Here is a 15,631-nt window from a genome sequence, read left to right as displayed (position 1 = left end):
TAATTGCCGAATTTTACAGTGCTTGCATCACCAACTTATCGCCTTGAAGGCTGATTTGTGCGGCTTTGCCAGCCACATCAGCAGGTAAGGGCGCATCGCCACTGGTGCGGTAGGTACCCGCAATCGAAAGCAGTTCTGCTTCAAGGCATGAAGTGAAGATGCGCGCTTGCTCATCACCACGTGCACCTGCGATGGCTTTGCCACGCAGTGGTGCGTAAACATGGATGTGACCATCGGCCATGATCTCTGCACCCGGGTTGACCATGGCCAACACGATCAGGTCGCGACCCTTGGCATACACGTGCTGACCAGAGCGCAGCGGCTTGTCGATGACCATGGCGGCGCCACCGCCCGTTTGTACTTCGCGTACCACTTCTACCTCTCGAATCACCTCTTGCACCACGGTTTCTACGCGCGGGGAGGCAGGCGCTTGAATGTTCAAATCACTGGCTTCAAACAAGCCCGCTTTGCGTGCGTTAGCTAATTGGTGTTCATTTGCGCCGCGCACAGCGACAGGCAGCATTTGGTGTGTGCGTAGCATCAGGCAGACCGATGGGAGGTCGAGCTGCTCGTGAGGGTCTTCTAGGACGCTCAGATCGATTACCACAGGGTCGTTGTCAAAGAAGCCGGGGGTAGCACCCAGACGTCGTGCCATATCGGCTTGGAGGGCTGATGTGTCGGGGGTTTTGAGGAGAAAAGACACCAAGGGCAACGAGGCACTTTTGATTTCGTAGGCGTGTGGTGCGGCAGCTTGGCTCATGGAAGGTGGATCAGAAAGAAAACCTGAACTTTACACGGCAAGGGTATTCATACCTCGGTAAACTTTTTGATATGCATTTCACGCCCACTGCTCGCACCGTTTTCATCCCATTTGCTTTAAGTGCCGTTGCCGCTCTGGCGCAGCAAACCACGGCACCTGCAACGACGGCATCCGACATGGGGCGCATCGAAATCACCAGTGGCCGCGACAACGACACGCAGCAGCGCCGTGAATCTACTGCCAGCAAAATTGTGATTGGCCGTGAAGAGATTGAGCGTCAAGGTGATTCCAACCTTGGTGAGATTTTGAAGCGCATGCCTGGCATCACCTTGGGTGGTGTGCCAGGCCGAGGCGGCGGCATCCGCATGCGTGGCTTGAGCCAAGGCTACACACAAATCTTGCTCGATGGTCAACGCGTACCACCGGGTTTCAGTGTCGAGTCCCTCACGCCGGAGATGATTGAACGCGTGGAAATTTACCGCGCACCCACCGCAGAAACAGGTGCACAAGCGATTGCCGGCACCATCAACATCATCACGCGCGAAGGCCGCAAAGGCATGCCCACCGAGTTGAAAGTGGGTTCATCGTTTCAAGGTGGCTATGCCTCGCCCTCGGCTTCGTTGGTCAAGTACCACGACGCCGACAAGTGGACGGCCAACTACACCCTGTCGGTCAATCGCTATGCAGCACCGGATCACAGTGAGAACGACCTAACCCGTGTCGATAACCTGGGCACGACCGTGCGTCATCGTGTGAGCGACAGCCATTACGACCGTGAAGGCATGAATGCCACCGCACGTTTGCAGCTCAAAGGTGATCCGGCTGAAACGTTTACCTTGATGCCATTTGTAGCGCTGTCGCAAGGCAAGACGCCAGGCACTATGCAGGCCACAGAAACGCTCAATGGCACGGCTGTGGCCAATAGCCCCGCGACAGCGAATAGCGAAAATAAAAATCACTTTGCAGTGGCGCGTTTGAACGGTCAGTGGCGACGCAAGCTCTCCACGGACAGCAGCATGGAGTGGAAGTTCAATGTCGGAGGCTGGAACAGTCACAACGAGTTTCAGCAAACATCCACCAATTCATCGTTGATACCTGGGGTCACAGAAAATTCTCATGTGCAAGACCGTTCTGCCAATCTCAGTGGCAAGTACACGAATGTCATGGGCGGGGGGCATCAGTGGGTGAGTGGGGCAGAAACCGAATCGGTGCGACGCACACAGTCGGTGGTGGGGACTTACATCGTGGGGCCCAGCATGTCGGGCAGCGCGAACTACCAAGCCAGCTCTATGCGTTATGCCGTGTATTCGCAAGATGAATGGCAGCTCACGCCCCATTGGGCCACACACCTTGGCGCACGCTACGAGGGTTTGACCACCGAAGGCAACACATCCGCAGGGGATGTGACCAACCGCAACAGTGTGTTCACGCCTTTGATGCATGCCATGTGGCGTCCAGACCCAGACAGCCGCGATCAAGTTCGCATGAGCCTCACGCGAAGCTTCAAAACACCCACCATGCCCACTTTGTTGGCGCGTCGTGTTTACACGCGTGATGACAATACCCCCACCAACCCCGATGTGTCTGGTAACCCCAATCTCAAACCTGAAACTGCCACGGGCTTGGATGTTGCCGTCGAGCGCTATTTGCCACAAGGTGGTGTGCTGAGCGCCAGCGCATTCCATCGCCGCGTGCAAAACCTCATCCGTAATGTGACCACACGCGAGTCAAATGGCCGATGGTTGTCCAGCCCACAAAACATCAGCGAAGCCATCACAGAAGGCATCGAGCTAGAAGCCAAGTTCCGCATGGATCAGTGGATCACTGATGCCCCGCACATCGACCTGCGCAACAACCTGAGTTTTTACCGCTCACGCGTGCTCAGCATCATGGGGCCTGACAACCGTCTGGACCAGCAGCCCAGCATGACGGCCAACTTAGGGGCGGATTACCGACTCAAAAGTGCGCCACTCACGATTGGCGGCAACATCAACTACAACCCCGGCTACAACACCCGTTTGAGTGCTGAGCAACTCACCACCATTTCGCAAAAACGCGTGATGGATGTGTATGGTTTGTGGCGTGTGGACGGCAGCACTGCATGGCGTTTGACCTTGAGTAACCTCAACCCCTTGAACTACAACACGGGCAGCAGTTATGACAACGTCGGTACGCCTAGCGTCCCTCGCGTCATTGAAAACAGCCGCACCAGCAACCGAAGCTGGACCAATGTGCAAATTCTTCTGGAGAAAAAACTATGATGCAACGCGATGGCGCTTGGTATGACCGCATGTACAACAACCGAGCCTTGGTGCCCGAGCATGCGGCGCACTTTGCTTATTGGCGTGATGCGTCTGCGCAGACACGTGCCACACACCGTTGCTTTCAAGACGTGGCCTATGGCCGTGGGTTGAATGAAACCTTAGATATTTTTCCGAGCGACACAGCAAGCGACAAAGCTCCCGTGGTGGTCTTCATTCATGGCGGCTATTGGCGCTCGCTCGACAAGGCCGACCATTCGTTCATCGCGCCCACCTTCACCGCGCAAGGCGCGCATGTGGTGGTGCCCAACTATGCGTTGTGCCCGGCTGTGACGGTGTCAGACATCACATTGCAAATGGTCAAGTGCGTGGCTTGGGTGTGGCGCAATATTCACCGCTTTGGTGGCGACCCCAGCCGCATCACTCTGGTGGGCCACTCGGCGGGTGGTCACTTGGTGACCATGTTGCTGGCTTGCGATTGGAAAGCGTATGTGCCCGATTTACCCGCCCACTTGGTGACCAAAGCGTTGTCGATTTCTGGTTTGTATGAGCTTGAGTCCGTGCAAGCCACGCCCTACCTCAAAGACAGCTTGCGTTTGAGCGATGAGGTGGTGTTACGCAACAGCCCCGCATGGATGCCAGCGCCCAAGCAGGGCACTCTCTACAGCGTGGCGGGTGACATTGAGAGCGAAGAATTCATTCGCCACAACTTTTTGATTCAGCAAGCATGGGGCAAAGCGCGCGTGCCTGTGGCCGAGACCTTGGACGGCTTGCAGCACTTCAGCATCGTCGAAGCGATGACGCAGCCTGGTCACCGTTTGCATACGCTGGCGCTTGAACTGTTGAACAAATAGGCCGCGTCAACACTCAGCTGCGCAAAAGCAATAAAAAAGCCTGTCATGCGCAAAGCAGACAGGCTTTTTTGTTTGGCCGAAAGTGGGCCGTCACGCGGGGTTTACATCAACAGATGTTCGCCAGCGTTATCCCCGCCCAAGATAACGTAGTTCACCTTGCGCACGTCCATCAACTTGGTGCCGCCGGCGTAGCTGATCGAGCTTTGCACGTCTTGTTCCATTTCGATGAGCGTGTTGGCCAACTTGCCTTTGACGGGCTCGAGGATGCGTTTGCCTTCCACATGCTTGTATTCGCCTTTGTTGAAGTCAGAGGCTGAGCCGTAGTATTCCTTGAACAACTCGCCGTCCACTTCCACCGTCTTGCCTGGCGACTCTTCGTGGCCTGCAAACAGCGAACCAATCATCACCATGCTTGCGCCAAAGCGGATGCTCTTGGCGATGTCACCGTGGCTGCGAATGCCGCCGTCCGCAATGATCGGCTTGGTCGCCACGCGGGCGCACCACTTGAGCGCTGACAACTGCCAGCCGCCTGTGCCAAAACCTGTTTTGAGCTTGGTGATACACACCTTGCCTGGACCCACGCCCACTTTGGTCGCGTCAGCGCCCCAGTTTTCGAGGTCGATCACGGCTTCAGGCGTGGCCACGTTGCCCGCGATGATGAAGCTCTTAGGCAACTTGGCCTTGATGTAGCCAATCATGTCGCGCACGCTGTCGGCGTGGCCATGGGCGATGTCGATGGTGATGTATTCGGGTGTTAAACCAGCTGCAGCCAGTGTGTCCACGGTTTCGCGGTCTGGGGCTTTCACGCCCAAAGAGATCGAGGCGTAGACACCCTTTGCGTGCATGTCTTTCACGAATTGGACATTGTCCAAATCGAAGCGGTGCATCACGTAGAAGTAGTTGTTTTGCGCCATCCACAAGCAGATGCTTTCATCCACCACGGTTTTCATATTGGCGGGGACAACTGGCAAGCGAAACTTGCGGCCACCGAGTTCAACACCTGCATCGCATTCAGAGCGGCTTTCCACGCGGCACTTGCGTGGCAGCAACAAGATGTTGTCGTAATCAAAAATTTCCATATTCCCAAGCTCCAGAAAATAACGTTCGAAGATTGAGCGCTTGGCTTGGCCGGTTTTTTCAGGTGCAAAAGGCAGACCAAAAAAAACCGAGCACAAGAATCTTGGGCCCGGTGGCTGATTCTAAACCCTAAAATTGACGGATGCATTTTTCACCCGATACCTCGCCCTTGCTCCAAGGCCTCAACAACGAGCAAGCCGCCGCAGTCACGCTGCCGCAGGCGCATGCCCTCATCTTGGCGGGGGCGGGGTCGGGTAAGACGCGGGTGCTGACCACGCGCATTGCGTGGCTCATGCAAACCGGGCAGGTGTCGCCAGGCGGCATCTTGGCGGTGACGTTTACCAACAAGGCCGCCAAAGAAATGCTCACGCGTTTGTCGGCCATGCTGCCTGTGAGCGTGCGCGGCATGTGGGTGGGCACCTTCCACGGGTTGTGCAACCGCTTTTTACGCGCCCACTGGAAGCTGGCCAATTTGCCCCAGTCTTTTCAAATCTTGGACACCCAAGACCAGCTCAGCGCCATCAAGCGCTTGAGCAAACAGTTCAATGTGGATGACGAGCGTTTTCCACCCAAAGAAACCATGCGTTTCATTGCCGGTTGCAAAGAAGATGGCCTGCGCCCCAAAGATGTGGTGGCCCGTGATCCTGATGACCGCAAGCGTGTTGAGTTGTACGAGCTGTACGAAGCCCAATGCCAACGCGAAGGTGTGGTGGACTTTGGGGAACTCATGCTGCGCTCATACGAACTGCTGCGCGACAACGATCCGCTGCGTGAGCACTATCGCCGCCGCTTTCAGCACATTTTGGTGGACGAGTTTCAAGACACCAACAAGCTGCAATACGCCTGGCTCAAACAACTCGCTGGCCCTGTGGACCAAGGTGGCGGTGCCATCTTGGCGGTGGGTGACGATGACCAAAGCATTTACGCCTTCCGTGGCGCACGCGTGGGCAACATGGCCGACTTTGTGCGTGAGTACAACGTCACGCACCAAATCAAGCTCGAGCAAAACTACCGCAGCTTCAGCAACATTTTGGACAGTGCCAACCACCTCATCAGCCACAACAAAGGCCGCTTGGGTAAAAACCTGCACACCACGCAGGGCGCAGGCGAGCCCGTGCGTGTGTATGAATCGCCCACAGACTTTGCCGAAGCGCAATGGATGGTGGAAGAAATGAAGCAACTCTTGCGCGATGGCCAAAACGGTGATGGCACGAATGGCGTGCAACACCGCAGCGAGATTGCCGTGCTGTACCGCAGCAACGCACAAAGCCGTGTGATTGAAACCGCGTTGTTCAACGCCGCCATGCCGTACCGCGTGTACGGTGGTTTGCGCTTCTTTGAGCGCGCTGAAATCAAACACGCCTTGGCCTATTTGCGCTTGTTAGAAAACCCACGCGACGACACCAGCTTCATGCGCGTGGTCAACTTCCCGCCGCGTGGCATTGGCGCGCGCAGCATCGAACAGTTGCAAGACGCCTCGCGAGCCATGGGCTGTGCCATGAGCGACGCCGTCACTGCTGTGGCAGGCAAAGCTGGTACCAACCTCAGCGCCTTTGTGGCCAAGATTGATGTGTTGCGCGAGCAAACACAAGGCCAAAACCTGCGCCAAATCATTGAGCTGTTGCTCGACCACTCAGGCCTCATCACGCATTACCAAGGCGAACGCGAAGGCCAAGACCGCATTGAAAACTTGCAGGAATTGGTTAACGCTGCCGAGAGCTTCGTCACACAAGAAGGCTTTGGCCGCGATGCCGTGGCCTTGCCCATCGATGAACACGGTCAGCCTGTGGTGACGGATGGCACTGAACCCGCAGCGCCGCAAACCATGATCAATGCCGACACCGGCGAAACCTTGTCGCCCTTGGCCGCCTTCCTCACGCACGCCGCGTTGGAGTCGGGCGACAACCAAGCGCAAGCGGGTCAAGACGCGATTCAGCTGATGACGGTGCACGCATCCAAAGGTTTGGAGTTTGACTGCGTGTTCATCACGGGCATGGAAGAGGGCTTGTTCCCTCACGAAAACTCGATGAACGATTTTGATGGCCTGGAAGAAGAGCGCCGCCTCATGTACGTGGCCATCACGCGTGCGCGCAAACGTTTGTATCTGAGCCATTCACAAACCCGTATGTTGCATGGCCAAACGCGCTACAACCTGAAAAGCCGTTTCTTTGAAGAACTGCCAGAGCACACCATGAAGTGGATCACGCCTGCGCGTTCAGCGTTTGCAGATGCGATGCCCTCACGCCGCGATGCATGGCAGAACAACAACGGCTGGCAAAACAACGCATGGGGTGGCGGTGCAGCCACCGCTGCGGCGCCAAAGCCTGTTCCTCAACGTGCAGCCCCTGTGACCAGTGGCCCTAATGCATGGGTGCGCAGCGGTGTGCAGGTGTTCCACGCCAAGTTTGGCGAGGGTGCGGTCATCAGCATTGAAGGCGTGGGCGACGATGCCCGTGCACAAGTGAACTTCCCGCGTCACGGCATCAAGTGGTTGGCGCTGAGTGTGGCCAAGCTCACGCAGGTTTGAGGTGATTCAAGCGTGGTGCGCAGCACCACGCTGCTGCTTTAAGCGTACAGCGTGTCTGACGTGAAGCAGTCTTTGAAGCTGTAGTACGTCGAGCAAAAGAACATCGAGGCCAGCATCAGCATGGCGGGCAGCAGTGCCATGGCGGCAAACTCGCTGTCGCCCATCAAGCTGCCAATGAGTGTGATGGCCAAGGTGGTGCCCAAAAAGATGAACGACCACATGAGGCCAAACACCAAAAACGCACGCCAGTTGCTCATGCAGGCCACGGTGCTGAAGAACAGGCTTTTAGCCACTTGGAGACCATGCCAATGCGTGAGCGCAGGTGCATGCCAAAACACCAAAGACAAAGGCAAGTACAGCAGCAGCGAAAGCCACATGGCATTCTGAAAATCGGGGTCCATCACGGTTTCGACTTCTAGCGAACCACCCACCAAGTACAACTTAGCAAAGTCACCGCCATCCATCAGGGTGGACAAGCCCATGACACCCACAAAGCAGAGTGCGTAAATCAGGCCCAACACGACCATGTTGCGCTTGCCATCTGCACCGGTCCTGAACCCCGCGGCCAATATGAAGGGCATGGGGAACTTGCCCAGTTCCACTTCACGCGTGGCGGCCATCAAGCCCAGTGATGCGGCGGGCAACAGCATCAACGCCAAGAAGCCGCCCAGCACTGGCACGATAGACAGGATGGACATGCTTGCCATGAACATGAAGAACAAGCCTGTGAGTGCCAGCGGTTGCTTCCAAAAAGCACGGATGCCTTGGCGCACCCAGAGTGAGCCAGTTTTTGCGGGAACGACGTTGAGTTTCATAGCTCAGAGTGTGACAGGGTGTGCCACACGTTGGCGCAACACACGCTCAAAGTGTGTCGGATCGTGGGGTTGCAACATGCTCGCTTCGCGCGGCAGGTGGAAGTCCCATAGACGCGATGTCCAAAAACGCAAGGCACCCGCACGCAACATGGGGTTGAGCAGCTGGCGCTCAGCTGGTGTGAAGGGGCGCACGGCTTGGTACGCACCAATGAACGCTTTGGCTTTGGCTGCATCGTGCGTGCCGTCAGCATGGGTGATGCACCAGTCGTTCAAACACACGGCCACATCAAACAGCCAGGTGTCCACGCCTGCAAAGTAAAAGTCGAAGAAGCCCGTTAGCTCAGGTGCTTCGGCTGTGCCATCAAACATCACGTTGTCGCGGAACAAGTCGGCGTGGATGGGGCCACGGGGCAGGGCGGCGTAGGCCGATGACGCGGCTGTGTGGTTTTGATAGGCCAGCTCGGTTTGAATGAGTGCGGCTTGTGAGGCATCCAAATACGGCAGCACCACAGGCACGGTGTCGTTCCACCAAGGCAGGCCGCGCAAGTTTGGCTGCTGGCGGTTGTAGTCGCGCCCAGCTAGATGCATGCGGGCCAGCATGTCGCCCACAGCGGCGCAGTGGGCAGCGGTGGGACTAAGTTCGCTTTTTCCACGCAAGCGGTTGACCACCGCAGCAGGCTTGTCTTCAACGGTGAGCAAGATGTCGCCGTCTTGGTTAGACATGGGGTCTGGCACAGGAATACCGCCTTGTGCCAAGTGTTTCATCAGGTACAGATAAAACGGCAGTTGCTCGTGCGTAAGGCGCTCAAACAGCGTGAGCACGTATTGGCCCTCGGCGCTGGTGAGAAAGTAATTGGTGTTCTCAATGCCGCCTTGGATGCCTTTGAGTTCGACCAACTCGCCAAGCTTGAGTTGAGTGAGCAGTTCTTGCGCGGAGGACTCTGAAACTTCGGTGAAAACTGCCATGACTGCCAAGGTATTAAAAGTTGGCGTCATTGTAGTTTGCGTGACTGTTTACTTTTGCTGGGCTCGCTTGGGGGTTGAGGGATGAGCGGGTTCCTCATGCTGGGGTACCAGAAATCGTCACCCGCTCATCCCCCAACCCCCAAGACTACGGCCTGCGGGTTTGTGGCTCCGCTGTTGCGATTGCCATATCAGTTCGTACGAACGGCAGTTGTGTTTGCGCTGCGTGGCAATGTGCCAACGGCACGAGCCATGCTGCAGGCGTTCCAAAACCTGTGTCGCAGACTGGGCGTGGCTGGTGGGCGTCGCCATGATTTCTGGTACTCCAGCATGAAGCAGCGACGCCCACCAGCCGCGTCCAGCGAGCCCAGCCAAAAAAGCACACAAGGCACAATCACAACCTATGAGTGAATCCAAAACATTGCTGCTGGTTGACGGCTCCAGCTACCTTTACCGCGCCTTCCATGCCATGCCCGACCTGCGCGCTGTGCCAGGCGACCCAACGAGTGCGGCCACAGGTGCCATTCGCGGCATGATCAACATGATGCAGGCCTTGCGCAAAGAAGTGCCCACTCAACTGGCCGCTTGTGTATTTGACGCCAAAGGCCCCACCTTTCGCGACGAGATGTACCCCGCGTACAAAGCCAACCGCTCGCCCATGCCGGATGACTTGCGCTCGCAAATCGAACCCATCCACGCCATGGTGCGCATGTTGGGCTGGACGGTGCTTGATGTACCGGGCGTAGAGGCGGATGACGTGATTGCCACTTTGGCCGTGACTGCAGCCAAACAAGGTGTGACGGTAGTGGTGTCGAGTGGTGACAAAGATTTGAGCCAACTGGTGAACGAACACATCACCATCATGGACACCATGAACGGAAAAAAGCGCGATGTGGCTGGCGTGACCGCCGAGTTTGGCGTGCCGCCCTCGCTGATGATCGACTATCAAACCTTGGTGGGCGACACGGTTGACAACGTGCCCGGCGTGGCCAAGGTGGGCCCAAAGACTGCTGCCAAGTGGCTGATGGAATATGGCTCGCTCGACAACTTGCTGCAAAACGCCAGCGCCATCAAAGGCGTGGCGGGCGAGAACTTGCGTCAAGCCGTTGAGTGGCTGCCCACAGGCCGTCAGCTGGTGACCATGAAAACCGATTGCGATTTGTCGGCCTACGTGCCCAACTTGCCAGCACTCGATGCGCTGCACTTGGCCGAGCCTGATAAGCCTGCACTCAAAACCTTTTACGAAACCTATGGTTTCAAAGGCTTGGCTCGCGCCATCAGCGAAGGTGGCGATTCAGCTGGAGCATCCGAAGCTAAGCCAAAGTTTGAACCCAACCCCAGCTTGTTTGACGAACCCGAAGCAGTTGTATCTACCGTCACCGACAAACATTACGACTGCGTGTTGGACTGGGCCATGTTCGACACATGGCTGGCCAAACTCAACGCTGCCGAGTTGGTGGCGTTTGACACCGAGACCACATCGCTTGATGCCATGCGCGCCGAGATTGTGGGTTTGAGTTTTTCAGTGAAACCCGGTGAAGCCTGCTACATCCCATTGGCACACAGTTATGGCGATGCGCCCACGCAGTTGCCCATGGACGAGGTGTTGGCCAAGCTCAAGCCTTGGTTTGAAAACCCAGCCATTCACAAGTTGGGCCAGCACATCAAATACGACCGCCATGTCATGGCCAACCACGGCATCGAGGTCAAGGGCTACGCGCACGACACCATGCTGCAAAGCTATGTGCTGGAAGTGCACAAGCCCCACGGCCTGGCCAGCTTGGCCGAGCGCCATGTGGGACGCAAAGGATTGAACTACGAAGACCTGTGCGGCAAGGGTGCGCACCAAATTCCGTTCTCGCAAGTCGAGGTGGCGCGTGCCACCGAATACTCCTGCGAAGACTCGGACATGACGCTGGACGTGCATCAAGTGCTGTGGCCGCGCTTGCAAGCCGACGACAAACTGCGCTTCATCTACCAATTGGAAATCGACAGCAGCGAAGCCCTGTATCGCATCGAGCGCAACGGTGTGTTGATTGACGCGCCTACGCTGGCGGCACAAAGCCACGCGCTAGGCCAACGCATCGTGCAGCTAGAAACCGAAGCCTATGAAATTGCAGGCCAGCCATTTAACTTGGCCAGTCCTAAGCAACTGGGCGAAATCTTCTTTGACAAACTGGGCTTACCCGTTATCAAAAAAACCGCCACCGGCGCACGCAGCACCGACGAAGAAGTGCTGGAGAAATTGGCCGAAGACTACCCACTGCCTGCCAAAATTTTGGAGCACCGGTCTCTCAGCAAACTTAAAGGCACTTACACCGACAAGCTGGCGCTCATGGCCTTGCCCCGCACAGGCCGCGTGCACACGCACTACGCGCAAGCGGTGGCGGTGACAGGCCGCTTGTCGAGCAACGACCCCAATTTACAGAACATCCCAATTCGCACCGCCGAAGGCCGCAAAGTGCGCGAAGCGTTTGTGGCCCCTGCGGGCTGCGTGATCGCCAGTGCCGACTACAGCCAGATCGAGCTGCGCATCATGGCGCACATCAGTGGTGACGAGGCGTTGGTTAAAGCATTCCATGATGGCTTAGACGTGCACCGCGCCACGGCTGCCGAAGTGTTTGGCGTGGGTGTGGATGCAGTCAGCACCGAGCAGCGCCGCTATGCCAAGGTCATTAACTTTGGCCTCATCTACGGCATGAGCGCGTTTGGTTTGGCTAAGGCGCTGGGCATCGACAACGGTGCGGCTAAGAACTACATCACCCGCTACTTTGAACGCTTCGCGGGCGTGAAGCGCTACATGGACGACACACGCGAACAAGCCAAAGCACAAGGCTATGTAGAAACCGTGTTTGGCCGCCGCTTGTACTTGCCCGAAATCAACAGCCCCAACGGCCCACGCCGCGCAGGCGCAGAGCGCGCAGCGATTAACGCGCCGATGCAAGGCACAGCCGCCGACCTCATCAAGATGAGCATGGTGTCCGTGCAAAAAGCCATTGACGAGCAACAACGCCAAACCAAAGTCATCATGCAAGTGCACGATGAACTGGTGTTTGAAGTGCCCGAGTCAGAAGTGGCATGGGTTCGCACCGAAGTGCCACGTCTGATGGCTGACGTGGCGCAGCTCAAAGTGCCTTTGCTCGCAGAAGTCGGCGTTGGGCCGAATTGGGACAAGGCGCACTAAGGCTTTGTAGAAACCAGCACCATGCTCACCCTCGACCAGTTACTAGCCTTCTTGCTAGCCGCCAGCCTCATCACCATTTCGCCCGGCCCCGACAACCTGATGGTGCTCAGCCTCGGCATGTCGCGTGGTCGCAAGCAGGGCATGGCGTTTGGCTTGGGGTGTGCGCTGGGTTGCTTTAGCCACACGCTGCTGGCGGTGGTGGGGGTTAGCTCGTTGTTGGTGGCGTCGCCTGTGGCGTTTGCGGCGCTGCGTATTGGCGGCGGTGCGTATTTGTTTTGGTTGGGTGTGCAGGCTTTGCGCAGCCGGGGCGGGGCCACTGTGCCCACCCATGCCGCCGATGCACCCGAACAGTCAGCCATGCAGCTGCTGTGGCGCGGTGTGTTTGCCAACGCGATCAACCCCAAAGTGATGCTGTTCTTCTTGGCTTTCTTGCCGCAGTTTGTGCAGGCTGACCGTGGCGATGTGCCTTGGCAGTTGGCTCAACTGGGGGGGGCGTTTACCGTGCAAGCAGCGTTGTTGTTTGGCTTGTTGGGTTACTTTGCGGGCAAGGTTGGGCAGTGGTTTGCGCGCTGGCCGCTGGTGGCGCTGTGGTTTGACCGTTTGGCCGGTGTTATCTTTTGCGGCCTTGGCGCACGTTTAATTTTTATCTCTTAGGCCTCGTCGGCCGATTTGTCGTGCCACACCACTTGTCGTGCCAGTTTGATAAAGCGCTCTTGCTCGGCCGCGCTCAAGGGGTGAAGAATGTCAGCTTGCAGCTCATGCACGATGGGCTGCAGAGCCGAGTAAATTTTGTTGCCTTTGGCTGTGAGTGACAACTCGCGCGATCTGCGGTCTTGCTCGCTCACCACGCGGCGCACCCAGCCCTTGGTGTCTAAACGCTCAATCACGCCGCCAATGGTGGCGCGGTCGTAGCCAATGATTTCGGCCACGGTGGCTTGGTCGACATGCGGGTTGTTGGCGATGGCGTCTAGCGCGGCGTATTGCACTGAGGTCAGGTCATAGCCCGCGGCTTGGGTGCGCTGCGCAAAGATTTGTGTGGATTGCTGTTGCAGGCGACGTATCAAGTGCCCCGCCATGTCTTGCATTGCCATGCCTGTGTCTCCGTAGAAATACCGATATGGTAATCATACATACCATCTTGACGGATATTAGTAAGCATAGTTATCATTTGCCTGTGCCGAGGTTTCGGCGAGGTTTCAACAATGGAGACAAGACATGCAGTTTTACAAAGACGGATTTCGTGGTGGCAGCCCAGACATCAAACCAGCAGCACCCAACCGACGCAACCGTGGCATCAACGAGCCCTTGCCCGAAAAAGTAGATGTGTTGATTTCCGGCACAGGCCCTGCAGGCCTTTGCTTGGCGGCACAGCTGGCGCAGTTTTCAGAGATTGAGGTGATGATTACCGAGCGCATGCCCAGCAACATCATCAAAGGCAAGGCCGACGGCATCAACACGCGCACGATGGAGATGTTCCAAGCGTTTGGGTTTGCCGACAAGGTCAAGCGCGAAACGTATTGGGTCAACCAAACCGCGTTTTGGATGCCTGACCCGAAAAACCCCAAGCACATCAAGCGCGTAGGCCGCGTGCAAGACGTGGCCGACGACAGCTCTGAGATGCCGCACATCTTGATCAACCAAGCGCGACTGCACGAGTTGTTTTTAGAGGTGATGAAGAACTCACCCTCACGCTTAGAGCCCGACTACAGCTGGGAAGTGGTGGGCCTGACCATTGACGAGACAACCGACGACCACCCCGTGACCGTCACGCTGCGCGATTCCAGCGGTGTGAACTGGGGGGCAACACGCACGGTGCGCGCCAACTACGTGGTGGGCTGCGACGGCGCACATTCGGCGGTGCGCAAAGCCATCGGCGGCGAACTGCATGGTGACGCCGCGCACCAAGCCTGGGGCGTGATGGATATTTTGGCCAACACCGATTTTCCTGATGTGCGCCAGAAGTGTTTGATCTCTTCGGCCAATGAAGGCAACGTGCTCATCTTGCCGCGTGAAGGGGGCTATGTGTTCCGCATGTATGTGGAGCTAGACAAACTTCGCCCAGACGAAAAAGCTGCACACCGCAAGTTCACCCAAGACGACATGATTGCAGCGGCCAACCGCATCATCAAGCCGTATGCGATTGATGTGAAAGAGGTGGTGTGGTGGTCCATCTATGACATTGGCCACAGCATCACCGATCGCTTTGACGATGTGCCCGATGGCGAGGACCGCGACCCCCGCGTGTTCATCGCAGGCGACGCGTGTCACACCCATTCACCCAAAGCGGGGCAGGGCATGAATGTGTCGATGCAAGACACCTTCAACCTCGGCTGGAAAATGGTGCATGTGCTGCAAGGCCGCGCCAACCCCAGCCTGCTGCGCAGCTACACCCAAGAGCGATTGACCGAAGCCAAGCGTTTGGTAGAGACCGACCACAAATGGTCACGCGTCATGTCCGCTCCCACCACACAGGCCGAGCGCGATGGCACCGAAGAGCCTCGCATCATTCGCCAGTTCAAAGACAACTTAGAGTTCACAGGCGGCACAGCCGTGAAGTACGACACCTCGACTTTGTTTGCAGCCAGCGCACACCAAGCATTGGCCACAGGCGAAGAAATTGGCCGTCGTTTCCATTCAGCGCCCGTGGTGCGCGTGTCAGACGCTAAGCAAATGCAACTGGGCCATGTGGCACAGGCCGATGCACGCTGGCGCATTTATGCATTTGCTGGCAAGGCAGATACCTCTAGCGCGGGCTCAGCCATTCACAAGCTGGCCGACTGGTTGGAGACCAACGCCAACTCACCCATCGTCAAGCACACACGCAAGGGTGAAGACATTGATGCGGTCATCGATTTCCGCGCCGTGTTTCAACAAACCTTCGATCAGCTCGCTTACGAACACATGCCCTCGTTGCTTAAACCTAAAACAGGCAAGCTGGGTTTGCAAGACCACGCAAAAGTTTTCTGTGTGGACCACAAAGGTGTGGGCGATATTTTTGACATGCGTGGCATCGATCGCGACAAGGGCTGCATGGTGGTGGTTCGTCCTGACCAATATGTGGCGCATGTGTTGCCGTTGGATGGCTATGAGGAACTGTCCGCTTTCTTTGCGGGCGTTCTGCGCTGATTAGCTCTTGGCCCAGCACGAGTTGAGCCAGGGTTGACTGCAGCAGTCCGTCGCTCTGTAATTT

General features: G+C 56.9%; 11 protein-coding genes. 6 read left to right on the top strand and 5 right to left on the bottom strand.

The features are described from left to right. Window positions 1-13: 13 nt before the first annotated feature. Window positions 14-760: a septum site-determining protein MinC gene (gene minC, locus LINBF2_RS09085; protein ID WP_104800994.1), complete on the bottom strand. Its 747-nt coding sequence runs from the start codon at window positions 758-760 to the stop codon at window positions 14-16. A 71-nt stretch (window positions 761-831) separates the two neighbouring features. Between minC and LINBF2_RS09080 the strand changes: the two genes are divergently transcribed. Both LINBF2_RS09080 and LINBF2_RS09075 read left to right on the top strand, forming a co-directional pair. Beyond that, window positions 832-3,021, top strand: coding sequence for a TonB-dependent receptor (locus LINBF2_RS09080; RefSeq protein ID WP_281888309.1), 2,190 nt, complete (start codon window positions 832-834; stop codon window positions 3,019-3,021). Next, window positions 3,018-3,875: an alpha/beta hydrolase gene (locus tag LINBF2_RS09075; protein ID WP_281888307.1), complete on the top strand. Its 858-nt coding sequence runs from the start codon at window positions 3,018-3,020 to the stop codon at window positions 3,873-3,875. The genes LINBF2_RS09080 and LINBF2_RS09075 overlap by 4 nt, the downstream gene beginning before the upstream one ends. A 101-nt stretch (window positions 3,876-3,976) precedes the next feature. Here the strand turns inward: LINBF2_RS09075 and LINBF2_RS09070 are convergent, their stop codons facing one another. Next, window positions 3,977-4,954 carry a GMP reductase gene (locus tag LINBF2_RS09070; protein WP_281888305.1) on the bottom strand — a complete coding sequence of 326 codons (978 nt, stop codon included), beginning with the start codon at window positions 4,952-4,954 and terminating at the stop codon, window positions 3,977-3,979. Window positions 4,955-5,094: 140 nt separating this feature from the next. Between LINBF2_RS09070 and LINBF2_RS09065 the strand changes: the two genes are divergently transcribed. Further along, window positions 5,095-7,479, top strand: a complete 2,385-nt coding sequence (locus tag LINBF2_RS09065) for a UvrD-helicase domain-containing protein (RefSeq protein ID WP_281888303.1) — start codon at window positions 5,095-5,097, stop codon at window positions 7,477-7,479. Between the two features lie 38 nt (window positions 7,480-7,517). On the opposite strand, the gene LINBF2_RS09060 is transcribed toward LINBF2_RS09065, so the two are convergent. Together LINBF2_RS09060 and LINBF2_RS09055 are read right to left on the bottom strand one after the other, a co-directional pair. After that, window positions 7,518-8,294, bottom strand: coding sequence for a BPSS1780 family membrane protein (locus LINBF2_RS09060; RefSeq protein ID WP_281888301.1), 777 nt, complete (start codon window positions 8,292-8,294; stop codon window positions 7,518-7,520). Window positions 8,295-8,297: 3 nt separating this feature from the next. Then, window positions 8,298-9,260, bottom strand: coding sequence for a homoserine kinase (locus tag LINBF2_RS09055; protein ID WP_281888300.1), 963 nt, complete (start codon window positions 9,258-9,260; stop codon window positions 8,298-8,300). Window positions 9,261-9,660: 400 nt separating this feature from the next. Here LINBF2_RS09055 and polA point away from each other — a divergent pair, with 400 nt between their 5' ends. Next, window positions 9,661-12,441 carry a DNA polymerase I gene (gene polA, locus LINBF2_RS09050; protein WP_281888298.1) on the top strand — a complete coding sequence of 927 codons (2,781 nt, stop codon included), beginning with the start codon at window positions 9,661-9,663 and terminating at the stop codon, window positions 12,439-12,441. Between the two features lie 21 nt (window positions 12,442-12,462). Further along, window positions 12,463-13,095 carry a LysE family translocator gene (locus LINBF2_RS09045; protein WP_281888297.1) on the top strand — a complete coding sequence of 211 codons (633 nt, stop codon included), beginning with the start codon at window positions 12,463-12,465 and terminating at the stop codon, window positions 13,093-13,095. Here the strand turns inward: LINBF2_RS09045 and LINBF2_RS09040 are convergent. Next, window positions 13,092-13,532, bottom strand: coding sequence for a MarR family transcriptional regulator (locus tag LINBF2_RS09040; RefSeq protein WP_281888295.1), 441 nt, complete (start codon window positions 13,530-13,532; stop codon window positions 13,092-13,094). The genes LINBF2_RS09045 and LINBF2_RS09040 overlap by 4 nt on opposite strands. Window positions 13,533-13,656: 124 nt before the next feature. Here LINBF2_RS09040 and LINBF2_RS09035 point away from each other — a divergent pair, with 124 nt between their 5' ends. Continuing rightward, a complete protein-coding gene (locus LINBF2_RS09035) occupies window positions 13,657-15,567 on the top strand; it encodes an FAD-dependent monooxygenase (RefSeq protein WP_281888294.1) in 1,911 nt (636 codons plus the stop codon). Window positions 15,568-15,631: the final 64 nt, after the last annotated feature.

The organism is Limnohabitans sp. TEGF004 (assembly GCF_027924965.1).
Taxonomy (GTDB): domain Bacteria; phylum Pseudomonadota; class Gammaproteobacteria; order Burkholderiales; family Burkholderiaceae_C; genus Limnohabitans.
Note: the sequence above shows the minus strand (reverse complement) of the source record. Positions and strands in the feature narration are given on the sequence as shown.